Below are 25,716 nucleotides of genomic sequence, written 5' to 3' on the forward strand. Positions count from 1 at the left end.
GGGCATCGAAGAGGAAGGAGCGCCGATGCGTCCGGTGTGGCAGGGTGCGCTGTCGTTCGGCCTGGTCAACGTCCCGGTGCGGATGTACAAGGCGGTTGAGGACCACGCCGTGCACTTCACGCAGTTCCAGCGCGGCACGCGGGACCGCATCCGCTACCGGCGGGTCAACGAGCGGACCGGCGACGAGGTGCCCTACGCCGACATCGTCCGCGGCCGGGAGGTCGGAAACGACGAGTACGTGCTGGTCGAGCAGGAGGAACTCGACGAGATCGCACCGGGCCGGTCGAGGTCGCTCGAGGTGGAGAGCTTTGTGGACCTCGAGGAGGTCGACCCGATGTACTTCGACCGCGCCTACTGGCTCGCACCCGCGAAAGAGGAAGCACAGCGCCCGTACGTGCTGCTGCTCGACGCGCTGGCCAGCCGGGACAAGGCGGCCGTCGCGAAGTTCGTCTTCCACGGCCGCGAACACCTCGCACTCGCCCGCGCCGGCGACGGCGTGATCGTGCTCAACACGCTGCATTACGCCGCCGAGATGCGCAGCGCGGACGACGTGCCACAACTGCCCGCCAAGGCCAAGACCAACAAGAAGGAGCTGGACCTGGCGGTCAAGCTGATCGACGCGATGACCGAGCCGTGGAAGCCGGAAGAGTTCAGCGACACCTATCGCGAGCGGGTGGAAGAGCTGATCGAGGCCAAGCGGGAGGGCAACACCGTCACGCCCGCCGCCGAGCCGGAGGAGCCGACGAAGGTGGTCGACCTCATGGAGGCGCTGGCCAACAGCGTGCGCAGCAGCCGCAAGCCGCGCACGCCGGATCTGTCCGAGCTGTCCAAGACGGAGCTGCAGAAACTCGCCAAGGAGCGCGACGTCAAGGGGCGTTCGAAGATGTCGCGCGCCGATCTGGAGGCGGCGCTGAAGGCTTCCTGACCGGCCAGAGGCTGTGGGGTGGGGAACCCTGAGAATCTGATTCCGCAGGATTCCCCTCACGACCACGCTCCCGCTCCCGCGAGGCCGGCCTCAGTGCAGCGCCCGCGCCAGCTGCGGAATCCTCCCGCCGGCCAGCAGCACATCCACCTGCCGCGGCGACAGCTGGTGCCTCGTCCGGTACTCCTCGCCCCGGGTCTGGTTCCGCACGGTGAACTCCCCCGTCTCGGCCAGCCGCCGCAGCCCGGACACCGACAGCACGTCGTCGCGCCGGATCTTCTCGCTGTCGGCCGGCTCGGCGAATTCCAGCGGCAGCACGCCGAAGTTGACCAGGTTCTGCCAGTGGATCCGCGCGAACGACCGGGCCAGCACCACGCGCAAACCCAGGTACCGCGCGGTGATCGCGGCGTGTTCGCGCGACGAGCCCTGGCCGTAGTTCTCCCCCGCCACCACGAAATGGGCCGGGCTGTCGGCCGCGCGCTCGGGGTAGTCCTCGTCGATCCGGGTGAAGGTGAACTCGGCCAGCTTCGGGATGTTCGAGCGGTACGGCAGCGCACGGGCCCCGGCGGGCGAGATTTCGTCGGTCGACACGTCGTCCCCGGCCTTCAGCAGGACTGGGCCCTCGATCTCGTCCGGCAGCGGGTCGAAGTCCGGCAGCCCGGCGACGTTCGGGCCCTTCACCAGCTCCTCCCGCAGCGCCTCGTCCTCGGGCAGCGGGGTGGTGAAGACGCGCGGGTCGGCCGCCGAACGGGCCGGTCCGGAGACCCGCGGGTGCGCGAGGTGGTGGACGGTCGCGTAGTCGCGCGGATCGGTCAGCACGCCGGTCAGCGCCGACACCGCCGCGGTCTCCGGCGAGCACAGCCAGACCGAGTCGTCGGCGGTGCCGGACCGGCCGGGGAAATTCCGCGGGAACGTGCGCAGCGAGTTCGTGCCGGGCGCGGGGGCCTGGCCCATCCCGATGCAGCCGAGGCAGCCCGCCTGGTGCACGCGGGCGCCGGCCGCGACGAGGTCGGTGAGGTGTCCGCTGCGGGCCAGTTCGACGAGGATCTGCCGCGAGGTCGGGTTGACGTCGAAGCTGACCGAATCGGCCGTCTGCCTGCCCCGGACGGTGGCCGCGGCGACCGCGAAGTCCCGGAACCCCGGGTTGGCCGACGAACCGATCACGACCTGCCCCACCGGTGTCCCCGACACCTCGCGCACCGGAACCACGTTGCCCGGCGAAGACGGCTTCGCCACCAACGGCTCCACTGTGGACAGATCGATCTCGTCTTCGATGTCGTAGGAAGCGTCGCGTCCGGCGCGCAGGTCGCGGAAGTCGTGTTCGCGCCCTTCCGCCCGCAGGAACGCGCGGATCGCTTCGTCGGCCGGGAACACCGTCGCGGTCGCGCCCAGCTCAGCGCCCATGTTGGCGAGCACGTGCCGGTCCATCGCGCTCAGGCAGGCCAGCCCCGGGCCGTGGTACTCGATGATCCGGTGCCGTCCGCCGCTGACGCCGTGCCGCCGCAGCATCTCCAGCACGACGTCCTTCGCCGACACCCACGGCGGCAGCTCGCTGCACAGCCGGACGCCCCAGATCTCCGGCATCCGCAGGTAGAGCGGTTCTCCGGCGATGGCCAGCGCCACTTCGAGGCCGCCGACGCCGACGGCGAGCATGCCCAGCGCGCCCGCCGCACAGGTGTGCGAATCAGACCCGGCGAGGCTCTTGCCGGGCACGCCGAAGCGCTCCATGTGCGTCGGATGCGAAACGCCGTTGCCCGCTTTGGAGAACCACAGCCCGAACCGGCGGCAGGCTGACCGCAGGTACGCGTGGTCCTCGGCGTTCTTCTCGTCGGCCTGCAGCAGGTTGTGGTCGACGTACTGGACGCTCAGCTCGGTGCGCGCGCGATCGAGCCCGAGCGCCTCGAGTTCCTGCATCACGAGCGTGCCCGTGGCGTCCTGGGTCAGCGTCTGATCGACCCGCAGGCCGATTTCGGTCCCTGGCTCGAGCCGGCCGGCGACCAGGTGCTCGGCCAGCAGCCGCCCGGCGAGTGTCTGTTCGCGTCCCACTCGCGAGCGGGTACCCGTTTCCGGCGCGGCGAACCGCGATGTTTCCGCGCGCGGCGCGCGGGCAACCCGGGGATCAAGAACGGCGGAAGGAGACTGGGATGCCGCAGCAGGCTTGGAGTTCGAAACGGGAACGGCAGTACCAGCACATCGAGGAGTCGCAGGAAGAGCGCGGCGCGAGCAAGAAGCGCGCGAAGGAGATCGCGGCCCGCACGGTGAACAAGAACCGGGCGCAGTCGGGCGAATCGGACCGTGCGAGCAAGACGTCGGTGCGCGACAAATCGCCACAGCAGCGCGGCGGGCACCGCTCCGGCAAGCGGCTCGGTCCTGGCGGCCCGACCCGCGACCAGCTGTACAACGAGGCCAAGCAGCGCAACATCCACGGCCGGTCCACGATGACCAAGAAGGAACTCGCGAAGGCGCTCGGCCGGGACTGACTCCGCCGCGATGAACCAGCGCCCGATCGAGGACTACGCCCTGCTCGGCGACCTGCACACCGCGGCGTTGGTGTCGCGGGAAGGTGCGGTCGAGTGGCTGTGCCTGCCGCGGTTCGACTCCCCCGCGTGCTTCGCCGCGCTTCTGCACGACGAGCGCGCGGGGGTGTGGCGGCTCGGGCCCGCGGACGGCGGACCGGCCGCTCGCCGCGGTTATGTCGGCGACTCCCTGGTCCTCGCCAGCGAATGGGAAACCGCCGACGGTGCCGTGCGCGTGCTCGACTTCATGCCGCCGCGCGACGGAGCGGCCGATCTCGTCCGGATCGTCGAAGGCGTGCGCGGCCGGGTCCCGATGCGGACCTGCCTGCGGCCGCGGTTCGACTACGGGTCGGTGCGCCCGTGGGTGCGGCACGTCGACGGACGATTCGACGCGGTCGCGGGTCCGGACGCGGTTCGGCTGACCACGCCGGTCGACGTGTCGACCGAGGGCCTGGCGGAGTTCACCGTCGCCGAGGGCGAACGCGTGCCGTTCGTGCTGACCTACCACGCCTCCTACGAGGAACGCCCCGATCCGGCGGACGCCGAGAAAGCGCTCGCGCACACCGAAAGCTTCTGGGCGGACTGGATCGACCGCTGCCGGTACAACGGCCGGTGGCCTTCCGCGGTGCGCCGCGCGCTGATCACATTGAAGGCGCTGACGTACGAGCCGACCGGCGGCATCCTCGCCGCACCGACGACATCGCTGCCGGAACAGCTCGGCGGCGAACGCAACTGGGACTACCGCTACTGCTGGCTGCGCGACGCCACCTTCACCCTGCAAGCCCTCGTCGGCACCGGCTATCCCGACGAGGCGCGCGCGTGGCGCGAATGGCTCGTCCGCGCGGCAGCGGGCGATCCGGCCGAACTCCAGGTCCTTTACGGACTCGACGGATCCCGCCGCGTTCCCGAGTCCACATTGGACTGGCTGGACGGGTACGCCGGTTCCGCCCCGGTGCGCATCGGCAACGCCGCGGCGGGACAGATGCAGCTCGACGTGTGGGGCGAAGCGCTCGACGGCCTGCACCTCGTCCGCGAAGCCGGGCTTCCGGTGATCCATCCGGCGTGGGATCTGCAACGCGGGCTGCTCGACTTTCTCGAAGGCCATTGGGATCAGCCCGATCGAAGCCTTTGGGAAGTACGGGGCGAACCGCAGCATTTCGTGCATTCCAAGGTAATGGCGTGGGCAGGCATCGACCGAGCCGTCCGGACGGTGGAACGCCACGATCTCGACGGACCGGTCGACCGCTGGCGTGCGCTGCGCGACCGCATTCACGAGGAAGTCTGCCGAGAGGGTTTCGACGCCGGCCGCAACACTTTCACCCAGTTCTACGGCTCACGCGGCCTCGACGCCGCATTGCTGCTCATCCCCCGCGTCGGCTTCCTCCCCGGAAGCGACCCGCGGGTGCGCGGAACTGTCGACGCGGTGCGGAAAGAGCTGTCGCGAGACGGTTTCGTCCACCGTTTCGACCCGGACGCCGATTCCGGTCCCAGCGAATTGAGCGGCGGCGAAGGCGCGTTCCTGCCGTGCAGTTTCTGGCTCGCCGACGCCTTGCACGGCACCGGCCGGACCGAGGAAGCCATCGAGGTCTTCGAGCAGATGCTGGCCGTCCGCAACGATGTCGGGCTGCTGAGCGAGGAATACGACACGACCGCCGGACGGCAGCTCGGGAACATGCCGCAGGCCTTCAGCATGGTCGGGCTCGTCAACACCGCACGCCACCTCGACGGCGCGGAAACCACCACCAACGCGACCGGACCCGAACAGGGGCTGCGCCGCGACGTGTAGCGCCCCGGGCCTGCGGGTAGCCGGGGAAGACTCAACGCACGGGAGGACTTGTCATGACCGAGACCGTCGGCGACTACCTGCTTTCGCGGCTGCGTGACTGGGGCGTGGAACAGGTGTTCGCGTACCCCGGGGACGGGATCAACGGTCTCGTCGCCTCCTTCGGCAAGGCGGACAACCAGCCGCGCTTCGTCCAGGCCCGGCACGAGGAGATGGCCGCCTTCTCCGCGGTCGGCTACGCGAAGTTCAGCGGGGCGGTCGGCGTGTGCATGGCGACGTCCGGGCCCGGCGCGATCCACCTGCTGAACGGGCTCTACGACGCGAAACTCGACCACGTCCCGGTCGTCGCGATCGTCGGGCAGACCGCGCGCACCGCGATGGGCGGCAGCTACCAGCAGGAGGTCGAACTCCAGGCGCTGTACCGGGATGTCGCGAACGAGTACTGCATCGAGGTGAACGTCGCCGAGCAGCTGCCCAACGCGCTCGACCGCGCGTTCCGGGTCGCGCAGGCGTCGCGCACGCCGACCGCGCTGATCATCCCGGCGGATCTGCAGGAAGAGCCGTACGAGCCGCCGCAGCACGCGTTCAAGCAGATGCCCTCGAGCCCGCCCGGGACCGCGTGGCCGAATCCGGTGCCGCCCGAACCCGCCATCACCGAGGCGGCCGACGTGCTCAACGCCGGGGAGAAGGTCGCGATCCTCGTCGGGCAAGGCGCGCGCGGCGCGGTCGACGAGGTGCGCCAGGTCGCCGAACTCACCGGGGCCGGAGTGGCGAAAGCGTTGCTGGGCAAGGATGTTCTCGCCGACGACCTGCCGTACGTGACCGGCGCGATCGGCCTGCTCGGCACCCGGCCGAGCTACGAGATGATGCGCGACTGCGACACGCTGCTGATCGTCGGGTCCAATTTCCCGTACAGCCAGTTCCTGCCGGAGTACGGCCAGGCCCGCGCGGTGCAGATCGACATCGACGGCCGGTTCATCGGCATGCGCTACCCCACCGAGGTCAACCTCGTCGGCGACGCCGCCGCGACCCTGCGCGCGCTGCTGCCGAAGCTGAACCGGACCGAAAACCGTTCGTGGCGCGAGAAAATCGAGAAGAACGTCGCCGACTGGTGGACCACGATGGACCAGCAGGCCGAGGTCGACGCGAAACCGGTCAACCCGATGCGGATCGTGCACGAGCTGTCCAAGCAGATCCCGGGCAACGCGATGGTCACCGCCGATTCCGGCTCGTCGACCAACTGGTACGCGCGCAATCTCCGGATCCGCGAAGGCATCCGCAGCACGCTTTCCGGCACGCTCGCGACGATGGGTCCCGGCGTGCCGTATGCGATCGGCGCGAAGTTCGCGCATCCCGACCGGCCGGCGATCGCGCTGGTCGGCGACGGCGCGATGCAGATGAACGGGATGGCCGAGCTGATCACCATCGCGCGCTACCAGGGGTTGTGGACGGATCCGCGGTGCATCATCTGCGTGTTCCACAACAATGACCTCAACCAGGTCACATGGGAGCTGCGCGCGATGGGCGGCGCGCCGAAGTTCGAGGAATCGCAGTCCCTGCCGGACGTCGACTACGCCGGGTTCGCCCGGAGTGTCGGCCTCGAAGGCGTCAACGTCGACGAGCCGGGCGATCTCGCTTCGGCCTGGCGGACCGCGTTCGCCGCGGACCGGCCGACGGTGCTGGACGTCCGCTGCGACGCCGAGGTCCCGCCGATTCCGCCGCACGCGACGTTCGAGCAGATGAAATCGGTCACCGAGTCCGTGCTCAAGGGCGACCCCGAAGCGTTCCACCTGATGTTCCAGGGCGCGAAGACGAAGCTGCAGGAGTTCCTGCCCGGACGGTCGCGGTGACCGTCGCCGCCCCGCACATCGAACGGATCGACGCGCGCGCCTACCGGGTGCCCACTCCGTCGCCGGAGGCCGACGGCACGCTCTCCTGGGATTCCACCACGCTCGTCGTGGCCAGGGTGCGAGCAGGCGGCACCGACGGGCTCGGCTGGACGTACGCCGATTTCTCGTGCGTCCCGCTGATCGAAGGCAAACTGGCCTCCGCCGTCGCGGGCAAGCCGGTGCTGGACCCGCCCGCGTGCTGGACGGAGATGCAGCACGCGATCCGGAACCTCGGCCGCGCCGGGCTTGTCTCTTGTGCACTGTCCGCTGTGGACATCGCGATCTGGGACGCGGCCGCGCGGCTGCTCGACGTTCCGCTGAGCCGCCTGCTCGGCCGGGTGCACGACGAGGTCGAGGTCTACGGCAGCGGCGGCTTCACGTCGCAGGACGACGACGAGATGGCCGCCCAGCTGGACCACTGGGTCCGCCGGCAGCGCATTCCGCGGGTGAAGATCAAGATCGGCGAGTCGTGGGGCTCCGCGGTCGCGCGCGACATCGGCCGGGTCCGGCTGGCGCGAGAGACGATCGGGGACGACGCCGCGCTGTACGTCGACGCGAACGGCGGCTATTCGGTCGGCCGGGCCCGCCGGATCGCGGACACGTTGCGGGAGTTCGGCGTGACCTGGTTCGAGGAGCCGGTGTCGAGCGACGATCTGCCCGGGCTCGCGCAGCTGCGCACGCCGGACGGACCGGACATCGCCGCCGGTGAATACGGCTACGACCTGCCGTACTTCGCCCGGATGCTGCCTTCCGTGGACTGCCTCCAGGTCGACGTGACGCGGTGCGGCGGCTACACCGAATGGCGTCGTGTCGCCGCCCTCGCCGCCGCGGCGAACCGCGAGGTTTCCGCGCACTGCGCGCCGAATCTGTCCGCGCACGCGGCCGCGGCGACGCCGAACTTCCGGCACATCGAATGGTTCGCCGACCACGACCGGATCGAACGGGAACTGTTCTACGGCGGTCTCGACCCCAGCGGCGGCCGGGTCGCCCCGTCGATGTCCACCGCCGGGCACGGGCTGCGCCTGCACGCCGACGCCGCGGCCGAGTATGCGGTCAAGGAGGGCCGATGAGCACCGCCGAACTTCCCAATCCCGTGGTTCGCGTGCCGGAACCGGCCGAAATCGACCCCGAGGCACTCGCGGCCGCCTTGCGCGAGCGGGTCGAGGGCGAGGTCCGCTTCGACGACGGCAGCCGCGCCGCCTACTCCACCGACGCGTCCAATTTCCGCCAGGTCCCCATCGGTGTCGTCGTGCCGCGCTCCCCTGACGACGGCGTCGAAGCGCTGGCCGTAGCGCGGGAATTCGGTGCGCCGGTGCTTTCGCGAGGCGGCGGGACGAGCCTCGCGGGCCAGTGCACCAACACCGCTGTGGTGCTCGACTGGTCGAAGTACTGCTCCGAGCTGGAATCTGTGGATGCCGACAACCGCACTTGCGTCGTGCAGCCGGGAATCGTGCTGGACGACCTCAACCGGCAGCTCGCGGACACCGGGCTGCGGTTCGGTCCCGAGCCCGCCACGCACATGAACTGCACTCTCGGCGGCATGATCGGCAACAACTCCTGCGGCGCGACCGCGCAGCGCACCGGCAAGGTCGTGGACAACATCGGGCGGCTCGAAGTGCTGCTGGCGGACGGAACCCGGTTCTGGTGCGGCAAAACGAGCGACGACGAGTACGCCGAGATCGAGCACCACGGCGACCGGCGCGCCGCGATCTACCGGCAGCTGCGCCGGCTGCGCGACGAATACGCCGACGAGATCCGCCGCCGGTTCCCGGACATCCCGCGCCGGGTGTCTGGCTACAACCTCGACTCGCTGCTGCCCGAACACGGTTTCGACGTCGCCGGACTGCTCGTCGGCAGCGAATCGACGCTGGTCACCGTCCTGCGCGCGGAACTGGAACTGGTGCCGGTGCTGCCGGAACGCGCGATGGTCGTGCTGGGCTACCCGGACATCGCGACCGCCGCCGACGCGGTGCCGGACATTCTGCCGCACGAACCGATCGCGCTCGAAGGCGTCGACCACCGGCTGCTCTACGACGAACGGTTGAAGCACCTCAACGAAAAAGCCCGCGAAGAGCTGCCGCGCGGCCGGGCTTTCCTGATGGTCCAGTTCGGTGCGCAGACTCGTGAGGAAGCCGACAAGCAAGCGCGCGGGCTGCTCGACTCCGTCGAGGGCGCCGAGGTCGCGTTCCTCGACGACCCGGCCCGCGAGGCCGAGCTTTGGCAGGTCCGGGAGGCCGGGCTCGGCGCGACCGCGCATGTTCCTGGCGAGAGAGACACCTTCGAGGGCTGGGAAGACTCCGCGGTAGCACCGGAAAAACTCGGCGGCTACCTCCGCCGGCTGGACGCGCTGTACGCGGAATTCGGCTACGCCGACGAAACCGGGCCGAGCCTGTACGGCCACTTCGGACAGGGCTGCGTGCACACGCGGATTCCGTTCGACCTCTACACCGCGTCCGGCGTCGCGACCTACCGGCGGTTCATGGAACGGGCCGCCGACCTGGTCGCGGAGTTCGGCGGCTCGTTCTCCGGCGAGCACGGCGACGGGCAGAGCCGCGGCGAACTGCTGCCGCGCATGTTCGGCAACGACCTGGTCACCGCTTTCGGCCAGCTGAAGGCGATCTTCGACCCGGCGGACCGGATGAACCCGGGCAAGGTCGTCGCGCCGTACTCGCTCGACGAAAACCTGCGGCTCGGCGGCTCGTGGTCCCCCGCCGAGCCGCAGGACCTCCATTTCCGCTTCCCGCACGACGGCGGCTCGTTCTCCCAGGCCGCCAACCGGTGCGTCGGCGTCGGCCGGTGCCGTCAGTCCACTTCGGAAAGCGGCGACGTGATGTGCCCGTCGTACCAGGTCACCGGCGAGGAGGAACACTCCACGCGCGGCCGGGCGCGGCTGCTGTTCGAAATGCTCAACGGACACCGCGACGGCCCGATCTCCGATGGCTGGCGCTCCACCGAGGTGCGCGACGCGCTCGACCTGTGCCTTTCCTGCAAAGGCTGCAAATCGGACTGCCCGGCCGATGTGGACATGGCCACCTACAAGGCGGAATTCCTGGCCCACCATTACGAAGGACGGCCCTGGAAACGGCCGCGGTCGGACTTCAGCATGGGCTGGCTGCCGCTGGTCGCCCGGCTGGTCGGGAAGACTCGCACGGCCCGGCTGGCGAACCTGCTGGGCAAAACCCGCCTCGCGACGCGTGCCGCCGGGGTCGAGGACCGCGAAATCCCCCGTTTCGCCCCGGAAACGCTGCCGCGCTGGTTCGCCCGGCGCCAACCCGCCGGTACCGGTGCGCGCGGCACGGTGATGTTGTGGCCGGACACCTTCACTTCTTACTTCCACCCGCACGTCGCCGAGGCGGCCGTGCGAGTGCTGGAGGACGCCGGTTGGCGGGTCACGCTGCCGGAGCCGTCTGTCTGCTGTGGACTGACCTGGATTTCCACCGGCCAGCTCGGGGTCGCGAAACGGGTTCTCGCGCGCACCGTGCGCACGCTCGCCCCGCATCTCCGGAACGGCGGATTGGTGCTCGGCCTGGAACCCAGCTGCACCGCGGTCTTCCGCTCCGACGTGGCCGAGTTGTTCCCCGGCGACCAGGACGTCCGGCGGCTGCGGGACCAGACCGTGACGCTCGCGGAGCTGCTGACCCGGCACTCCCCCGGGTACCGGCCGCCGCGGATTCCCGGACACGCGCTGGCCCAGGTGCATTGCCACCAGCACGCGGTGCTGGGCTGGGACGCGGACAAGGAACTCTTGCACGCGGCCGGGGTGGACGTCGAACGCCTCGATTCGGGCTGCTGCGGCCTCGCCGGGAACTTCGGGTTCGAGCGGGGACACCTGGAAGTCAGCAAGGCCTGTGCGGAACGGGTGCTGCTCCCCCGGGTACGCCAGGCGGACCGGCGGACGGCCGTGCTGGCTGACGGGTTCAGCTGCCGGACCCAGTTGCACGAACTGGACAGCGGCGGTCGCGAGGGCATCCATCTCGCCGAGTTGCTGGCCGCCGGACTGGACTCGCAAGACCGCTGAACGTCCGTGAAAGACTCCTTGAGGGAATCTGATTCCGCCAAGGAGTCCTTCACGGACCGAAATTCACCCGCCTGGAACCGTTTCGCCGCCCAACGCGGCCAGCACCTCGCCGCTGTAGTACGAAGACAGCCGATTCGACGCCAGGAACACATACGACGGCGCGAGATCGTCCGGATGCGCCGCCCGCTGCATCGGGGCCTGCAATCCGAACTTCTCCACCTTCTCCGGCGGGAACGTCGACGGGATCAGGGGCGTCCACACCGGACCCGGCGCGACGCAGTTCACCCGGATTCCCCGGTCCGCCAAGGCCTGTGCCATCGCGTACGTCCACGCGTGGATCGCGCCCTTGGTAGCCGAGTAATCGATGAGGCTCTTGTTCCCCCGCAAGCCGTTCACCGAACCGGTGTTGATGATGACGTCCCCGTCGCCCAGATGCGGCAGCGCGGCCGCGGTCACGCGGAAGTAGCTGTGCAGATTCACGTCGAACGTGTGCATCCACTGCTCTTCGGTCAGGTCCTCGGGACTGTCGACCGGCCATTGCGTCGCCGCGTTGTTCACCAGGATGTCGAGTCCGTCCAGTTCGGACAGAGTGCGCTCGACGATGTCCCGGCACTGCTTCGCCTCGGCGAGATCACCGGGCAGCAGCAAGCATTCCCGGCCCTCGGCGCGCACCCGGTCCGCGGTGTACTCGGCGTCCTCGTGCTCGTCGAGATACGAGATCGCGACGTCCGCGCCCTCTTTCGCGAAGGCGATCGCCACCGCGCGGCCGATTCCGGAATCACCGCCGGTGATCAGCGCGCGTTGTCCGGCGAGCAGGCCGCGGCCCTCGTAGTCGGTCATCGAATCGCGCGGCTGCGGGTCCATTTCCGCGGTGGTGCCCGGCGGGTCCTGCTGCTGCGGAGGTCGGATGCGGTCGGCCACGGGAATCCTCCCCGGAAAAGTCGGTTCTGTTCCTTTCCGGCTACCCGCTGTGCCGCCGTTCAATCACGGAAGAAGCCGCGCAACCGTCCCCCTGCGACGGTTGCGCGGCCCTCGCCCCCTGGCCCGCTCTGCGGATGCGCGGCGGTTACCCCGGTCCGCGACTGGCAAACCCGGGGCGATCAGTAATCGTGCGACAGCGCCTCGACCAGCACCCCGGTGTCCGGGTTCGGCATGGCGCGGGCGACGTCCGCCTGTGCGACGACGCCGACCAGGTCGTGGCCGTCGATCACCGGCAGCCGGCGCACCCGGTGCTGCGACATGGTCTGCAGGATCTCGGCGACGTCGTCGTCCGCGCCGATCGTCACCGCTTCTCCTTGCGCCAGTTCGCCCGCGTGCACCGCACGAGGGTCCTTGCCTTCGGCGATCACCTTCACCACGATGTCGCGGTCGGTCAGCATTCCCTTGAGCCGGTTGTCCTCGCCGCACACCGGCAGCGCGCCCAGCTGTTCGCGCGCCATCGTCTGCGCGGCGTCGTTCACCGTGTCCGACTCGCGCACGCACACGGCGTTCGGCGTCATCAAGTCGCGGGCAGTGGTCATGAGATCGTCTCCTTCCTCCCGGGTCACTCCCACGTTCCCGGCCGTTACGCCTCCCGGGCAGTTTCTCCTCCGCCCGCCCGGGTAACCGGAGGCTCGTGGAAGGAGCCGACATGCCAGAACCGTTCCCGTCCGACCCGGTCCGCGCGGAAGGCCCGCCGCTGGTCGCGGCAGGCCGGTCCGGCGCGCCCCGGCTGATCGTGCTCGATCCGGCCGGCGCGGCCAAACACGACGGCCTGCCCGCCACCTGGCGCCCGCTCGCCGAGGACCACGAGATCCTCTGGTACCGGATCCCGGTCGAGGGCGCGTGGCGCGAAACCGCGGAAACCCTTGCCGCGCCGGAGCGCAGCGACCTCGTCACGAGCGGACCGCTCGCGGCCGAAGCCTTGCAGCTGGCTGCCGAGCATTCGGGGTCGCTGCGGTCCGTCCTTCTGGTCGACCCGGCCGCCGAAGGCGTGATCAGCCCCGGCGACGCCGCGGTCGCCGACGAAGCGTGGCTGGTCCAGCACGACGCCGAGATCGCCGCGCTGCGCGAGGCCGGCGTCGAAGTCGAAGTGCTGGCGCACAGTCGCGACGACCCGGACGACCAGGTGCCGAGCCCGCTGCCACTTGGCCACGACTGGGTCGTCGACGCGCTCCGCGAAGCACTGGCCGAGCTGGAATCACGCTGACCCGTTTTGCCGCCCACCTGCCGGGTACGCCTGCAAGAAGGAAGGGAGGAAGCCGTGCTGGAGGAAATGAACCGGACGCCCGCGCACGAGAAGTCCACCGCGGATCTCGCGGCCGATCTGACCGCTTCCATCAAGCGCCTGCTCCAAGACGAATTCCGCTTGGCCATGGCCGAGTTCCAGACGAAGGGGAAACGCTTCGGCATCGGGGCCGGGCTCGTCGGGTTCGCCGGAGTGCTGGCGCTCCTCGGCGGCGCGACCCTGATCGCCGCCGCTGTGCTGGCCCTGGCGCTCGTCGTGCCCGGCTGGTTGTCCGCGCTGATCGTCGGAGGTGCGTTGCTGCTGGTCGCGGGGCTCGCGGCGCTGGTCGGCGGCAAGGAAGCGAGCCGCGCCGCGCCGGTGGTGCCGGAGGAATCCGTCGAGCGGGTCCGCGAGGACGTCGAGACGATGAAGCAGGGGCGGTCATGACCGAACGCAAGGTTGAGCAAGCCAAGGCGGACCGGGACGTCACCCGCGAGGAACTGGCCGAGACGCTGGACGCGCTGAGCCAGAAGCTCGACGTCCGCACGCGGGCCGGAGAGAAGGTCGACGCGACCATCGACAAGGCCGCTGAACAGGTCGGGAAAACCGTCTCGGCACCGGCTGCGGAGAAGGTCCGCGCTGGTGCGCGGGCGGTCCGGAGCAACCCGCTCCCGCTGTTCGCGGCGGTCTTCGGCGGAGTTTTCGTGCTGCGCTTCCTCATCCGCCGCCGGCACGCGCACCGGAAGCAAGGTGACGCATGCTGACCGACCGGGAACAGCGTGCACTGAACGAAATCGAACGAGGTTTGTCCGCCACGGATCCGCGGCTCAGCGCCAAGCTGGCCCGCGGATCCGGGCGTCGGCGCCGCCGCTCCGCGCTGGAGGTGCTGGCGATCGTCACCGCCGTGGTGCTGATCGCGACCGGGGCGTTCGACTCGCGACCAGGTATGATCGTGGCCGGGGTGGTCGCGCTCGCCGTGCTCGTGGGCGGGCCGTTCGCGGTGCGGCACTGGAAAGCCGGCTCCTCCCGGTGACCCGTGTTCGCTGGATCACTGTCAGGAAACCGTCAACGACCGCCTCGTGAGCGCGTTGCGGGGGCCAGCCTGAGCGGGTGACCGCAACTCTGTCCCGCCCGGAAACGCCGCCAGCCGCCGATCGGCACCGGCTTTCCGTCGTCGGCGGCCTCGCCGCACTGTCCCTCGACGCGATGGCGTCGGTCGCCTACGGACCCGAGGCGATCGTGCTCGTCCTGGCCGTCGCGGGCGGGACAGGACTCGGCTTCACCCTGCCGGTGACGCTGGCGATCGCCGTCTTGCTCGCTGTGCTGACGCTGTCGTATCGGCAGGTCATCGCCGCTTTTCCGGAGGGCGGCGGGGCCTACGGCGTCAGCCGCGCCCACCTCGGCCGGCGCGCGTCGCTCGTCGCCGCGGCGTCGCTGATCGTGGACTACGTGCTGAACGTCGCGGTGTCGGCCGCCGCCGGGGTCGCCGCCTTGACCTCGGCGTTTCCCTCGCTGCTGCCCTGCAAACTGTGGCTCTGCCTCGGCGTGCTCGCGTTGATCACCGGAATCAACCTTCGCGGCATCGCCGAAAGCGCGCGGGCCTTCATTGTGCCGACCGCGGTGTTCGTCGGGTCGATTCTCCTCGTCGTGGTGGTCGGTCTCTTCCGCAGCGCTCCGGCCGCCACTGTCGCGAGCGGACATCTCCAGGCCCTCCAGCCGGTCGGCATCCTGTTGCTGCTCAAGGCTTTCGCCAACGGCTGCGCGGCACTGACCGGCGTCGAAGCAATCGCCAACGCCGTCCCGGCCTTCCGCGAACCGCGGGTCCGCCGAGCCCAGCGGGCGGAAGTCGCGCTCGGCGGACTGCTCGCGGCGATGCTGCTCGGGATCGCTGTGCTGATCGGGAAGTTCTCGATCCGCCCGGTTGACGGTGCGACCGTGCTGTCGCAGGTGACCGCCGCGTCGCTCGGCAACGGTTTCGGTTACTACGTAGTGCAATTCTCCACCGTCATCCTGCTGGCGCTGGCCGCGAACACGTCTTTCGGCGGGCTGCCGGTGCTGGCGCAATTGCTCGCGAAACACAACAATCTGCCGCACGTTTTCGCCCTGCGCGCGGAACGTCAGGTGTACCGCCACGGCGTCGGTTTCCTCGCGATCGCTTCGGCTTCGCTGCTGCTCCTCGCGAATGGCGACATGAACACACTGGTGCCGTTGTTCGCGATCGGAGTGTTCGTCGGTTTCACGTTGTCGCAAACCGGAATGGTGCGGCATTGGTTCCGTTCGCGCCCGCGCGGCTGGCGCGGAAAAGCCGCGCTCAACGGTTTCGGCGCGCTGCTCACCGGAATCGCCGCGATCGTGGTCACGGCGTCGAAGTTCGGCGAAGGCGGCTGGCTGATCGTGGTCACGCTGCCGGCGCTCGTGCTGCTGATGGAATGGGTCCACCGCACCTACCGCCGCATCGGCGAGCGCCTCGAACTCGGGCGCGTCCCTCCCCCGCCGCGCCCCAACCGGTCGCTGGTGGTCGTCCCGGTCCACACGGTGTCCCGGCTGACCCGCGACGCGCTCGCCGCCGCGCTTTCGCTCGGCGACCACGTCGAAGCTGTCCACGTAACGCATCCCGAGGAAGAAGCGGCCGCGCGCGAATTCGTCGAAGCGTGGGAACGGTGGCATCCGGACGTCACGCTGGTCCGGCTGCACGACGAACGCCGCCGTCTTGGCGAGCCGATCGTGGAACACCTGCGACGGCACGGCGGATGCCACGTTTTCGTCCTGGTCGCCGAGGTCGAACCGGAACACGTCTGGCAACGCGTCCTGCAAAACCGCCGCGGCGCGGTGCTGGCCCGGGCGCTGCGCCGCCGGTCCGACGCGGTCGTCTGCCGGATGCGGTTCCGGGTCGGGGCTTAGCGAAGCGCATTTCGTCCCGTTTTCCCGGATGCCCGGTTCGCCGGGGCCGTTACCGCGGTTGCCCGATAGTACTTTCGGCCGATGTCCGCAGGGCGAAAACCCGCCGAAAGGCGTGGGCCATCCCGGGGTTCTTTCCCTCGCCCCGGTTTCCGCGCCCAAGATCGTCTTAGGGTTGGGCGTACTTCGTGATCTTGAAACCGGAATGAGGGGCCCATGCGAAAACGGACCAGGATTCTCGGCAGAACGCTCGCCGCGGCGGGCACCCTCGCGGCGCTGACGGTGGCCACCGCCGTACCGGCGACCGCGGCGCCGCAGGCGAAAGCGGCCGAGCCGACGTCGGTCGAACAGGACATCGCGCAGCTGTACCAGGACGTCGAAGACCTCTACAACGGGCTGCCCGCGAACGCGCTGCGCGGCGTCGACCCGCTGTTCGACTCGCCGGTCAAGCGGCCGGGCCAGCAGGCGCACGCCGCGCAGGGCCCGATCCCGGGCTGTACCGAGGGATCGCTGCTGACCTACGCGAACAAGCTCGCTTCCTCGCTGAACCCGACCGAGGCCAAGGCGCTCAGCGCGCTGAGCGCGATCGGCCAGCTCTACACCCAGGCCGTCGCCAGCGACAAGACCCCGCAGGTCTTCGGCACCGACGGCCAGTACACGCCGCGCGCCGGCGCGACGATCGACAAGCTGCGCGGGTTCTGGGACATCGAAAGCTGGAACATCCAGCTGGTCACCTGGAAGGGCACCGACCTGGGCAGCCAGGAACGCACCACGCAGACGTTCAAGCTCGGCCTCGACCCGAAGCGGGCCGCGGAAGCGGGCGCGCTCGCGACCAAGGTGCTCTACGAGGTCCCGGCGCTGCAGGGCGGCCGCCACCCGCTGCTGACCCTGAACGCGTTCTCCGCCCCGGCCGACAGCCTCGGCGGCAAGCGCATCATGCTCGGCGACGGCCTGCTCGACGTGGTCAACCACCTCGGCTTCGACGACGTGTCGGTGGAAGCGGTCGTCGGCCACGAGTACGGCCACCAGGTCGACTTCGCGCACGACAACTACCCGCGCGACGAATCCGGCGAAATGGGCCCGGACGCCTACGGCGGGTACTTCGGAGCGCACGCCAAGGGCGAGGCCTGGAACGCCCGCACCCAGCAGGAGGTCACCTACCTCGACGCTTCCATCGGCGACTGCTACCACAGCCACGGCACCCCCGACCAGCGCAAAGCCGCCGGCGCGTGGGGCGAGAAGCAGGCCGTGAGCCAGAACAACCCGAACCGGATCATCCCGTCCGCGAAGATGATCGAGAAGTTCCAGAAGGAGTATCCGAAGCTGATGCCGCCCGCCGCGGCGGCACTGGCCGCGGCGCACTGAGCACCGCTCGCGGGCCCCGTCTTCCGGGACGGGGCCCGTTCGCGTGCTCAGGTGGCGATGGTGGCCAGCGGGTCCAGGCCGTACGTGCGGGCGTAGCCGTTCTCAGTGCCGACCAGCAGGTCGACGATCTCGAAATACCGGTCCCAGAACGGGGTTTCGCGCAGCGCGTCGATCAGGAGCTGGTAGGCGTGGTGGTCGTCGGCCTCCCAGACCCAGACGTCGGTGACGCGCGCGGAGTAGAACTCGGTGTCGTAGAACCGGGACCGGACGCCGGCGGTTTTCGCCTCGATCGCCGGGACGACCTGGGCGGCGAACGCGTCCGCCCGTTCCTCCGGGGTCAGCGCGAGCCATTCCGGCGTGGTCTTGACCAGCAGGAACGCGGTCACCGGCGGTTGTTCGTCGGACATGGGAAATCCTTGCCGGTCAGGCGTCGAAAGCGGGCTTGAGGGTTTCGGCGCACCACTGTTCGAACGTGGTTTCAGACGCGGTTCCGGCGGTGCGCGCGATCCCGGCGTCGAGGCCGTTGTCCTTGGCGTGCTTCATCTCCGCGATTCCGTGGACGAAGTCTTCGTTGAGCCCGTAGCCGATGAGCGTGGTGCGCAGATCGTCCAGCGATTCGCGCTCGTAGCGGACCGGACGGCCCAGCTGCTCGCTCATGATCCGGGCGACATCGTGGGGAGACAAGTCTTCCGGGCCCAGAACCGGAACGTCGGCGAAGCCGGTCCAAGACCGGTCCCGCAACAGCCGCGCAGCGACCGCGGCGATGTCCGCGACCGCGACGAGCGGAGCCTTGCGGTCCGGGTCGAGGACGTCGGCGTAGACGCCCTTCTCCCGGATCGAGTCGACCTCCTCCAGCAGATTCTCGAAAAAGGAAGGATTGGCCAGCGCCCGATACGCGACGCCAGTGCCCGCGATGAGCTCGTCCATCGCGAGCGACGCGGTCACGAGCCCCGCCTGATCGGCGACCGCGGTGCCGCGCCCGAGCGCCGAGACCCCGACGACATGCCCGACTTGGTGCGCGACAAGCGCTTTCGCCGCCGGACCGGTAAAGCCGCTCCAGCCGTCCGCCGGGGCTCGCGACGAATCCGGCGGCACGACCCAGAAAACAGCGTCCGCGCCCGCGAAAGCCCGGTCGACCACCTCAGGGTCGCCGTGCGAACCGGCGACGACCTCGACGCGCTCGCGCACCGGCTCCGGCAGCCGCGCGGGGTCGCGGACGATCACCCGCAGATCCTCGCCCGCGTCGAACAACCGGCTCAGCACCCGGCTGCCGATGTTTCCGGTCGGGGCAGTGATGACGATCATGAAAACCTCCGTTGAGTACGTCCTCGATCCTGCTGAGCGCGGTCGTGATGCCACAATGGGAATCTCGGCACGCAATCTTTGCCTGAACTGGAATTACCTTGGTGAACAGCCTGAATCCGGCGATCGACGCCAACCTCGCCGTCGCTTTGGACGCCCTGCTGACCGAGCAGAGCGTCACCCGCGCCGCCGCGCGCCTGCACACCTCGCCGGCCGCGATGAGCCGCACGCTCGCCCGGTTGCGCCGCATCCTGCAAGACCCGCTGCTGGTCCGCGCCGGGCAAGCCATGGTCCCCACGCCGCGCGCCCAATCCCTGCGCGACGAGGCCGCCGCCGTGGTGCAAAGCCTGAACGCGCTGCTCAGCCCCGGCGCCGTCGTCGACCCCGCGACCCTGCGGTCCACTTTCACGATCCAAACCGCCGACCTGGTCGGCGCCACGCTGGCGGTCGGCCTCCTGCGACTCACGCGCGAGGAAGCGCCCGGCATCTCCCTCCGCGTCCGAGCCGAGGAGCTGGAGGCTGGTTCAGCCCTCCGCGACGGCCGCCTCGACCTGGAGGTCGGCTCCATCGATCACGTCGATCCCGAGACACAGGTCGAAAAGCTGCTCACCCTGCGCATGGTCGCCGCCGTCCGCCCCGGCCACCCCCTGACCTCGGCCCCCGTGACCCCCGCTCGGCTCGCCGCGGCCGACCACGTCGCCGTCAGCCGCCGCGGCCGATTCACCGGCCCCCTCGACGCGGCACTGGCCGAACACAACCTCCGCCGCCGGGTCCCGATAGTCCTGCCGAGTCACCTGGCCGCGATGGCCCTCGCCGCGCGCAGCGATGCGGTCTGCCTGATCCCCGCGGCACTCCCCGGCGAACCCCCGTCGCCCCTCACTGCCGACGCGACCGCGCTTGGCTTGCGACTTCTCGACATTCCGGTTCCGTTGCCGCCGTTGACGATCGGCATGGCTTGGCATCCGCGGCAGTCCGCTGACGGGGCGCATCGCTGGCTCCGGGGTGCGGTGCGGAGGACCCTTCTCGTCGCGGGCGCCTGAGCCTGGGCTGAAGTTCGCGAAGGGGACCCGCACGGAATCCGGTTCCCTCAGGGGTCTCCGCACGTCCGTTTCCCGGCTAGCCGTTGGCGGTCGGCAGGTTGGTTGCGTGGAGTTCGCAGTCGCCGACGACGACGTGTGGTTCTCCGTCTTCGACATCTTCCCCCAGACCGAAGAGTCCTCCGGCGACGACTTCGTGCGCGAGGTCGAAATCGCCCTGTCCGAGACCGAGGAACTCCACCTCGCCTGGGACACGAGCCACCGCAGCGTCCGGATCCGGTACCGGCGCGAGGCGGACCTCGTCGTCGACGTCTTCCGCGAGCTCGTCACCGTGCTGACGATCGAGATCCGCGAAGCCGGTCCCGTCATCGCGATGGAGTACCGCGCGGAAGGCTGCCGCGGCAGGACGTGCGTGCGAACCCGACCGGCGTTCGCCCTGCCGGACGTCCTCCTCCCAACCTGAACGATCCCCGCGGCTAACGCGCGTTAATACCTTTCACTCTTGCTATTGACCTTCACCAGGGCGGGACTCTATGGTTTCACTAGAGTTAATAGCATTAACAACTGTGAACAGGAGAAACGCCCATGCACGCCACCCCCTCGAAGACCGAGCGGACACCGAGCCACCGGACCGGACTGCGGGCTGCCCTGCTCGCGGTCCCGCTGGCGGTCGCCGGCGCGCTGGGCGCAACACCGGCCCAGGCCGCCGCTCATCCCGGCCCGGCATCGCTGACCTGCCAAGGAAAAGGCGTCGACCAGACCGCGAAAGCGCGGCACCGGGCCGAAATCCTCATCCACGCGCCGCTGCGCACGATCTGGGGACTGCAGACCGATGTCGAAGCCTGGACGTCCTGGCAGAAACCCGCCGCGCCGATGACCGTCCGGCGGCTGGATCCCGGACCGTTGCGCAAGCATTCGCGGTTCCAGGCGACCGTCCACGTGCCTTCGGCTCCCCCGAGCACGGTCGTGATCAGCTCCACCGTCCAGCAGATCCACCGCGGAACATGCCTCCGCTGGACCGGCCCCGCCGACAGCGCCGGATACCACATCGACGGCGTGCACGTCTGGACGTTCAGCCCCGTCCGGGGCGGGGTCCTCGTCCGCACCGAGGAAAGCCACCGCGGTCCGCAAGCCGATCCCACGTCCGACATGGGGCTCGAAACCTGGCTCACCGATCTCAAGACCGCCGCCGAAACCCGCCCCTGCGACTGACCGCATGACGCGAGACCGCGGGCTGCCGTGCGACCGGCAGGCCGCGGCGCAGCGCCCGATCGACACAGGCCCCGAGCAGCCTCCGCCCAGACGGCGGCCACGTCGCCCCGGCGGAATCACTCCGTGTCCAGCACCGATCGCAACGTCCGCAGCAACGGCCCGGCCTCGGAGCCGAACATCTCCACGTCCACCCGCTCCACCGCGGTCACCGCCCGGCCCGCCAGGTCGCGGCCGTTTTCGGTCAACCGCACCAGTTTCGCGCGCGTGTCGCCGGAGTCGACCGTCCGCGTCACCAGCCCGGCCGCCTCCAGCCGCGCGATCACCTGGGAGGTCATCTTGATGTCGGCGCCCGCCTGCGCCGCCAGTTCCTGCTGCCGAGGCGGCGCACCGTGCGTTTCCATCCACCAGCAGCACGCGAGCAGCACGAACTGGACGTGCGTGAGGCCCAGCGGTTCGAGCGTCTGCCGGATCCGCCGCTGCCACGCCAAAGTCACGTGCCACAGCAGGAAACCCGGACTGTCCCCCGGGCCCGCGAACCGCGTCATCGCGCGGACCGCTCCGCGCTGGCCAGCAAATCGCTCATGGCGACCGGGAAGTCCTCGCTGATCTGCGGTCCGAGCTCCGGACCCGCTTCCCCTTCGATCTCCAGCCGGTGCGTGACGCGCGTGCCGCCGTCCGCGAGCGAGGCGAGCGTGTGCCGGAACCGCAGCACCACCTCGCCGAAGCGCGTTTCGTCTTCGTAGACCTCGTTCTCGGTCAACTCGGTGATGCGCGAACGGAACGTGTCCTGCCCCTGCGGAGTGACCGACAGCTCGGTCCCCTTCTCGAACGGTCCGTGCAATTCGAACCGGTCGCTGCGCTCGCTCAGCGGCGTTCCGCTGTGCAGGGCCCGCAACGCCGCCCACACCGCCTCCGGGCTCGCCGAGGTCTCCGCGCTGTAGTCAGTGGTCCACATGATCGATCCTCCCAGTTAGTCTTCGCAGAGATTATCTCCGCGAAGACTAACTGGCAAGCCTTCACTCCGGCCAAGCGCTGCCCTTGATCATCTCCACGAAGTCCGCCCGCTCGAACTCCGGATCGAAATAGGCGAGCACGTCGGCGTTCATGGTGCCGAACGTCGTGTCCGGACGGCCGGCCATGCCGTCCCGGAACGCACGCAGGATCCGGTTCTTGAAGTCCGGCCGCGGATGCGCCGCGACGACGGCCGCGCGCTGGTCGCCGGCGATCTCGTTCAGGTCGAGGCCGAGCACGTCGGTTTCCACGCCCAGCGTCACCACCGCCACCTCCGGGGCCAGCCGCAGCGGGACGTCCGGCGTCGTGTGCAGGGCGATCGCGAGCCAGACGTTCCGGGCCTCTTCGGCCGAACGGCCGTGGTCGAGGAGGAACGTCCGCGCCGCCTCGGCGCCGTCGAGTTCGAACCGGCGGTCGGAAGTCGCGTATCCGTCGGTGAGCCCCAGGTCGTGGAACAGGCCGCCGACGTACGCGAGTTCCGGGTCCGCCGTCAGCCCGCGTGCCGCGAGTTTCAGCGAACCCCACAGGAAGACGCGCCGCGAATGGTGGAACAGCGTCTCGTCGGCGACGTCGCGCACCAAGTCCGTCGCCTCGCGCGCCAGCGCTGTTCCGGGAATCTCGATCCCGGCGATCACCTCGGACACCACAGACCTCCTAGCGAAAAGCGGGCTTGACCCGAGTCTCGCCCGGCCAGGTCCGCGGCCCCACTGCGAAAACCGACCGCGTGCCCACAGTTCCGGACACGGGTCAGGAGGCCGTGGTCTCGAACCGGGCGCGGTACTGGCTCGGCGAAATCCCCAGGCGCGCCACGAAGACGCGCCGCATCGTCTCGGAGCTGCCGAATCCGGAGGAGCGTGCGGTTTCCGCGACGCCGTGTCCCGCGCCGAGGAGTGCTTTCGCGTGGTCCAGCCGCACCTGCTCGACGTACTTCGCCGGCGTCGTGTCCAGTTCGCTCGCGAACAGCCGCGCGAGATGCCGGGCGCTGACCCCCGCGCGCGACGCCATCGCGGACGCACTGTGGTCGAGCGCGGGCTGCGCCGAAACCAGATCGGTCACCTCGCGCAACGTCGGCGTGCTCGGCCGCGGCATCCGCAGCGGCGCGGAAAACTGCGACTGACCGCCCGGCCGCTGCATGAACATCACGAGACCGCGCGCGACGGTGCGGGCGAGGTCGGGGCCGTGGTCGTGTTCGACCAGGGCGAGTGCGAGATCGATGCCCGCGGACACTCCCGCCGAGGTGAAAATGTCGCCGTCCTGCACGAAAAGCGCGTCGGGCAGCACCTGGACGTCCGGATGCGCGCGGGCGAGCCGGGCCGCGTGCCGCCAATGCGTGGTGACGCGCCGCCCGGACAGCACGCCCGCCGCGGCCAGCGCGAAGGAACCGGTGCAAATCGACACCAGCCGTCCGGCGCGCGGCGCGATCTCGCGGATCGCGGCGACCAGCTCCGCGGGCACGCCGCGGTCCACCAGCCCGTCCCCGCCCGCGACCACGACGAGGTCCGGATCCGGCGCCTCGGCGACCGGCCCGTCCACCGGCAACCGCACGCCCACCGACGTCTCCGCGGCCGCTCCCGACGGCGACCGGTAGCTGATCGAGTACCCGGCCCCGGCCAGATTCGCCTCGGCGAACACCTCGGCGGGCCCGGTCACGTCGAGCATCTTCACGCCGTCGAACACGACGAAAACCACGCGCGCGCCCATGCTCCCGACCTCCGGGACCCAGCATGGCAGACGGTCAGGCGGACGCGGATCGGAGCGGCCCGAACGAATCCCGCACGGCAGTCACGGTCGTGCACACCGGCAGCGGCGAGCCGTGGGGTGCTCGGTCATGACGGCGCCGGACGGGGCGGGATCAGGCCGCCGGACTCTCGTCCGCCTCCCGGCGCTCAGCCAAAATCTCCCTCACCCGCTCCCCCGGCAACGCACTCCGCAGCGCCAGCGCCATCACCGCCGCCGTCAGCACCAGCGACGCCACCGCGCCCAGCGAGAAGTCCAGAACGCCCAGGTTCCCGGCATGCTTCGAAGCCTCCGGATACGTGCCGAGATAGCTGATCACGGCGAGCCCGGCGAACCACACCAGCACCCACCAGCCGTGCCGGAAGTCCAGTTTCGGCGAGGTTTTCGCGAAGGCCTGGTGCAGCGCGAGCAGGAGATATCCGAAGGCGATGACCACGAACAGTTTCCAGTTCGTGTCCCATCCGGTCCAGTAGATGATCAGGTTGGTGGAGAACAGCGCCAGGAACGCGACCGCCCACGTGCAGCCGCGGCCGAGACGGAACGGGCGGGCGTGGCTCGGCAGCTGGCTGCGCATCGCCAGCAGCACCAGCGGACCGGACCCGAACGACAGGACAGTGCTGTTCGTGACGAACGAAACCAGTTTGTTCCACCCCGGGAAGGGCAGGAAGAAGAAGCAGCCGACGACGAACGCCAGGAAGAGGCTGACCCACGGCACGCCCGCGGAGTTCACCTTCGCGAGCCCGGACGGCGCGTTTCCGTTGCGCCCCATGGCATAGGAGATGCGCGCGGTGACGCCGGTGTAGATCAGCCCGGTGTCGCCGGGCGAGACGATCGCGTCGGCGTACAACAGGGTGGCCAGCCAGCCGATGCCGAGCACGCTCGAGATCGCGGCGAGCGGGCCGAAGGTCGCGAGCACGTCGCTGCCCGCGGTGAAGTTCGCGCCGACGTGTTCCCAGCCCTGTTTGCCGATCGCGTCGGACGGGGCCGCGCCGATGAACGCGATCTGCAGCAGCACGTACAGGATTCCGGTGAGCACGACCGAACCGATGAGCGTGAGCGGCACGTTGCGTTTCGGGTTCGCCGTCTCCCCCGCCAGTTCGACGCCTTGCCGGAAGCCGAAGAACGAGAACGCGATGCCCGCGCTCGCGACCGCGGAGAAGATTCCGTGCGTGCCGTACGGGGCGAACCCGCCGTAGTCGGAGAAATGCCCGGGATGGAACGCGGTCACCAGGAATACGACGATCACCAGCGCGATGACGGCGAGTTTCCACCACACGAGCACGTTGTTGATCCGGGCGAACCAGCGCACGCCGAAGAAATTCACCAGCACGAAGAACGCCAGCAGGAGAATCGAGATCCCGGTGCCCGCCGGGGTGAGCACGGCGTTGCGGTCGGCGTCGAGCGTTTCCAGCCAGGGCAGGTAATTCGTGGCGTACTGGACGACGGCGAGCACCTCGATCGGCGACACCGCGGCCGCCGCTATCCACGTCACCCAGCCCATGGAAAAGCTCGCGAAGGAACCGAAAGAATAGTGCGGGAACCGCGCGACGCCGCCCGAATGCGGGAACATCGTGCCCAATTCGGCGTAGGTCATCCCGATCAGCACGAACATGACCGCGCCGATCCCCCACGACACGATCGCCGCGGGCCCGGCGAGCTGCGCGGCGTTGAGCGCGCCGAAGAGCCATCCGGACCCGATGATCGACCCGACCGCGGTGAACAGCAGCCCGATCGGGCCGAAATGCTTCTTGAGCCGCTTGTCGTCGCCCGCGACGACCGCCGGGGACAGCTGTTCGGTCGTTCCGGCCTTGTTCATGTCG

At 69.7% G+C, this 25,716-nt stretch carries 25 protein-coding genes; 15 read left to right on the forward strand and 10 right to left on the reverse strand.

The features are described 5' to 3' along the window. The first annotated feature begins 25 nt into the window (after positions 1-25). The gene (gene ku, locus H4281_RS15970; protein ID WP_182891705.1) at positions 26-925 is read left to right on the forward strand and encodes a non-homologous end joining protein Ku; all 900 of its coding nucleotides are present in this window, start codon (positions 26-28) and stop codon (positions 923-925) included. 90 nt (positions 926-1,015) lie between these two features. On the opposite strand, the gene H4281_RS15975 is transcribed toward ku, so the two are convergent. Continuing rightward, entirely contained in the window at positions 1,016-2,968 is a 1,953-nt protein-coding gene (locus tag H4281_RS15975) for an aconitate hydratase (protein WP_182891706.1), read from the reverse strand. Between the two features lie 98 nt (positions 2,969-3,066). Here H4281_RS15975 and H4281_RS15980 point away from each other — a divergent pair, with 98 nt between their 5' ends. The 5 genes from H4281_RS15980 to H4281_RS16000 are packed head-to-tail and all read left to right on the forward strand — an operon-like array spanning position 3,067 to position 11,128. Then, complete coding sequence (locus H4281_RS15980) at positions 3,067-3,402, forward strand: plasmid stabilization protein (protein ID WP_182891707.1); 336 nt, start codon at positions 3,067-3,069, stop codon at positions 3,400-3,402. A 10-nt stretch (positions 3,403-3,412) separates the two neighbouring features. After that, entirely contained in the window at positions 3,413-5,224 is a 1,812-nt protein-coding gene (locus H4281_RS15985) for a glycoside hydrolase family 15 protein (RefSeq protein WP_182891708.1), read from the forward strand. 53 nt (positions 5,225-5,277) lie between these two features. Then, the gene (locus tag H4281_RS15990) at positions 5,278-7,071 is read left to right on the forward strand and encodes a thiamine pyrophosphate-requiring protein (protein WP_182891709.1); all 1,794 of its coding nucleotides are present in this window, start codon (positions 5,278-5,280) and stop codon (positions 7,069-7,071) included. Further along, entirely contained in the window at positions 7,068-8,180 is a 1,113-nt protein-coding gene (locus tag H4281_RS15995; RefSeq protein ID WP_182891710.1) for an enolase C-terminal domain-like protein, read from the forward strand. Before H4281_RS15990 ends, H4281_RS15995 begins: the two co-directional genes overlap by 4 nt. Then, positions 8,177-11,128 carry an FAD-binding and (Fe-S)-binding domain-containing protein gene (locus H4281_RS16000; RefSeq protein WP_182891711.1) on the forward strand — a complete coding sequence of 984 codons (2,952 nt, stop codon included), beginning with the start codon at positions 8,177-8,179 and terminating at the stop codon, positions 11,126-11,128. The genes H4281_RS15995 and H4281_RS16000 overlap by 4 nt, the downstream gene beginning before the upstream one ends. 63 nt (positions 11,129-11,191) lie before the next feature. Here H4281_RS16000 and H4281_RS16005 read toward each other — a convergent pair whose 3' ends face one another. Together H4281_RS16005 and H4281_RS16010 are read right to left on the reverse strand one after the other, a co-directional pair. Continuing rightward, positions 11,192-12,049 carry an SDR family oxidoreductase gene (locus H4281_RS16005; protein WP_182891712.1) on the reverse strand — a complete coding sequence of 286 codons (858 nt, stop codon included), beginning with the start codon at positions 12,047-12,049 and terminating at the stop codon, positions 11,192-11,194. Positions 12,050-12,228: 179 nt separating this feature from the next. Then, a complete protein-coding gene (locus H4281_RS16010) occupies positions 12,229-12,648 on the reverse strand; it encodes a CBS domain-containing protein (RefSeq protein ID WP_182891713.1) in 420 nt (139 codons plus the stop codon). A 110-nt stretch (positions 12,649-12,758) separates the two neighbouring features. Between H4281_RS16010 and H4281_RS16015 the strand changes: the two genes are divergently transcribed. From H4281_RS16015 to H4281_RS16040, 6 genes are all read left to right on the forward strand, one after another. Next, positions 12,759-13,316, forward strand: a complete 558-nt coding sequence (locus tag H4281_RS16015; protein ID WP_182891714.1) for a hypothetical protein — start codon at positions 12,759-12,761, stop codon at positions 13,314-13,316. 54 nt (positions 13,317-13,370) lie between these two features. Further along, entirely contained in the window at positions 13,371-13,781 is a 411-nt protein-coding gene (locus H4281_RS16020; RefSeq protein ID WP_182891715.1) for a phage holin family protein, read from the forward strand. Further along, the gene (locus tag H4281_RS16025; protein WP_182891716.1) at positions 13,778-14,098 is read left to right on the forward strand and encodes a DUF3618 domain-containing protein; all 321 of its coding nucleotides are present in this window, start codon (positions 13,778-13,780) and stop codon (positions 14,096-14,098) included. Before H4281_RS16020 ends, H4281_RS16025 begins: the two co-directional genes overlap by 4 nt. Then, positions 14,092-14,367 (forward strand): DUF3040 domain-containing protein, encoded by a 276-nt coding sequence (locus H4281_RS16030; protein WP_182891717.1) that lies wholly within the window; start codon positions 14,092-14,094, stop codon positions 14,365-14,367. The genes H4281_RS16025 and H4281_RS16030 overlap by 7 nt, the downstream gene beginning before the upstream one ends. A 77-nt stretch (positions 14,368-14,444) precedes the next feature. Continuing rightward, a complete protein-coding gene (locus tag H4281_RS16035; RefSeq protein ID WP_182891718.1) occupies positions 14,445-16,235 on the forward strand; it encodes an APC family permease in 1,791 nt (596 codons plus the stop codon). A 213-nt stretch (positions 16,236-16,448) separates the two neighbouring features. Beyond that, positions 16,449-17,597, forward strand: coding sequence for a M48 family metalloprotease (locus H4281_RS16040; protein WP_182891719.1), 1,149 nt, complete (start codon positions 16,449-16,451; stop codon positions 17,595-17,597). A gap of 47 nt (positions 17,598-17,644) precedes the next feature. On the opposite strand, the gene H4281_RS16045 is transcribed toward H4281_RS16040, so the two are convergent. Both H4281_RS16045 and H4281_RS16050 read right to left on the reverse strand, forming a co-directional pair. Continuing rightward, positions 17,645-18,004: a darcynin family protein gene (locus H4281_RS16045; RefSeq protein ID WP_182891720.1), complete on the reverse strand. Its 360-nt coding sequence runs from the start codon at positions 18,002-18,004 to the stop codon at positions 17,645-17,647. A 16-nt stretch (positions 18,005-18,020) separates the two neighbouring features. Then, complete coding sequence (locus H4281_RS16050) at positions 18,021-18,902, reverse strand: NAD(P)H-binding protein (RefSeq protein WP_182891721.1); 882 nt, start codon at positions 18,900-18,902, stop codon at positions 18,021-18,023. 101 nt (positions 18,903-19,003) lie between these two features. Here H4281_RS16050 and H4281_RS16055 point away from each other — a divergent pair, with 101 nt between their 5' ends. The 3 genes from H4281_RS16055 to H4281_RS16065 all read left to right on the forward strand — a co-directional run bounded on the left by H4281_RS16055 (position 19,004) and on the right by H4281_RS16065 (position 21,148). Then, positions 19,004-19,939 carry a LysR family transcriptional regulator gene (locus tag H4281_RS16055; protein ID WP_182891722.1) on the forward strand — a complete coding sequence of 312 codons (936 nt, stop codon included), beginning with the start codon at positions 19,004-19,006 and terminating at the stop codon, positions 19,937-19,939. Between the two features lie 106 nt (positions 19,940-20,045). Next, entirely contained in the window at positions 20,046-20,399 is a 354-nt protein-coding gene (locus H4281_RS16060; RefSeq protein WP_182891723.1) for a hypothetical protein, read from the forward strand. A 122-nt stretch (positions 20,400-20,521) separates the two neighbouring features. Next, positions 20,522-21,148: an SRPBCC family protein gene (locus H4281_RS16065; RefSeq protein WP_182891724.1), complete on the forward strand. Its 627-nt coding sequence runs from the start codon at positions 20,522-20,524 to the stop codon at positions 21,146-21,148. 116 nt (positions 21,149-21,264) lie between these two features. Here H4281_RS16065 and H4281_RS16070 read toward each other — a convergent pair whose 3' ends face one another. From H4281_RS16070 to H4281_RS16090, 5 genes are all read right to left on the reverse strand, one after another. Next, positions 21,265-21,693, reverse strand: coding sequence for a MarR family winged helix-turn-helix transcriptional regulator (locus tag H4281_RS16070; RefSeq protein WP_182891725.1), 429 nt, complete (start codon positions 21,691-21,693; stop codon positions 21,265-21,267). Next, a complete protein-coding gene (locus H4281_RS16075; protein ID WP_182891726.1) occupies positions 21,690-22,103 on the reverse strand; it encodes an SRPBCC family protein in 414 nt (137 codons plus the stop codon). The genes H4281_RS16070 and H4281_RS16075 overlap by 4 nt, the downstream gene beginning before the upstream one ends. A 61-nt stretch (positions 22,104-22,164) precedes the next feature. Further along, on the reverse strand, positions 22,165-22,803 hold the full coding sequence (locus H4281_RS16080; protein WP_182891727.1) for an HD domain-containing protein: 639 nt from the start codon (positions 22,801-22,803) through the stop codon (positions 22,165-22,167). Positions 22,804-22,906: 103 nt separating this feature from the next. Further along, positions 22,907-23,860, reverse strand: a complete 954-nt coding sequence (locus tag H4281_RS16085; RefSeq protein ID WP_182891728.1) for a GlxA family transcriptional regulator — start codon at positions 23,858-23,860, stop codon at positions 22,907-22,909. Positions 23,861-24,011: 151 nt separating this feature from the next. After that, positions 24,012-25,712, reverse strand: coding sequence for an APC family permease (locus H4281_RS16090; RefSeq protein ID WP_182891729.1), 1,701 nt, complete (start codon positions 25,710-25,712; stop codon positions 24,012-24,014). Positions 25,713-25,716 lie beyond the last annotated feature (4 nt).

This window comes from Amycolatopsis dendrobii, from assembly GCF_014145675.1.
In the GTDB taxonomy this organism is placed as follows: Bacteria; Actinomycetota; Actinomycetes; order Mycobacteriales; family Pseudonocardiaceae; genus Amycolatopsis; species Amycolatopsis dendrobii.

Excerpts from the sequence above, each read along its gene's own strand:
- H4281_RS16000 (WP_182891711.1), top strand. The coding sequence starts at position 8,177 with ATGAGCACCGCCGAACTTCCCAATCCCGTGGTTCGCGTGCCGGAACCG.
- H4281_RS16090 (WP_182891729.1), bottom strand. The coding sequence starts at position 25,712 with ATGAACAAGGCCGGAACGACCGAACAGCTGTCCCCGGCGGTCGTCGCG.
- H4281_RS16010 (WP_182891713.1), bottom strand. The coding sequence starts at position 12,648 with ATGACCACTGCCCGCGACTTGATGACGCCGAACGCCGTGTGCGTGCGC.
- H4281_RS16015 (WP_182891714.1), top strand. The coding sequence starts at position 12,759 with ATGCCAGAACCGTTCCCGTCCGACCCGGTCCGCGCGGAAGGCCCGCCG.
- H4281_RS16050 (WP_182891721.1), bottom strand. The coding sequence starts at position 18,902 with ATGATCGTCATCACTGCCCCGACCGGAAACATCGGCAGCCGGGTGCTG.
- H4281_RS16025 (WP_182891716.1), top strand. The coding sequence starts at position 13,778 with ATGACCGAACGCAAGGTTGAGCAAGCCAAGGCGGACCGGGACGTCACC.
- H4281_RS16030 (WP_182891717.1), top strand. The coding sequence starts at position 14,092 with ATGCTGACCGACCGGGAACAGCGTGCACTGAACGAAATCGAACGAGGT.
- ku (WP_182891705.1), top strand. The coding sequence starts at position 26 with ATGCGTCCGGTGTGGCAGGGTGCGCTGTCGTTCGGCCTGGTCAACGTC.
- H4281_RS16075 (WP_182891726.1), bottom strand. The coding sequence starts at position 22,103 with ATGTGGACCACTGACTACAGCGCGGAGACCTCGGCGAGCCCGGAGGCG.
- H4281_RS15980 (WP_182891707.1), top strand. The coding sequence starts at position 3,067 with ATGCCGCAGCAGGCTTGGAGTTCGAAACGGGAACGGCAGTACCAGCAC.
- H4281_RS16085 (WP_182891728.1), bottom strand. The coding sequence starts at position 23,860 with ATGGGCGCGCGCGTGGTTTTCGTCGTGTTCGACGGCGTGAAGATGCTC.
- H4281_RS16070 (WP_182891725.1), bottom strand. The coding sequence starts at position 21,693 with ATGACGCGGTTCGCGGGCCCGGGGGACAGTCCGGGTTTCCTGCTGTGG.
- H4281_RS16040 (WP_182891719.1), top strand. The coding sequence starts at position 16,449 with ATGCGAAAACGGACCAGGATTCTCGGCAGAACGCTCGCCGCGGCGGGC.
- H4281_RS16045 (WP_182891720.1), bottom strand. The coding sequence starts at position 18,004 with ATGTCCGACGAACAACCGCCGGTGACCGCGTTCCTGCTGGTCAAGACC.
- H4281_RS16065 (WP_182891724.1), top strand. The coding sequence starts at position 20,522 with ATGCACGCCACCCCCTCGAAGACCGAGCGGACACCGAGCCACCGGACC.
- H4281_RS15990 (WP_182891709.1), top strand. The coding sequence starts at position 5,278 with ATGACCGAGACCGTCGGCGACTACCTGCTTTCGCGGCTGCGTGACTGG.
- H4281_RS15985 (WP_182891708.1), top strand. The coding sequence starts at position 3,413 with ATGAACCAGCGCCCGATCGAGGACTACGCCCTGCTCGGCGACCTGCAC.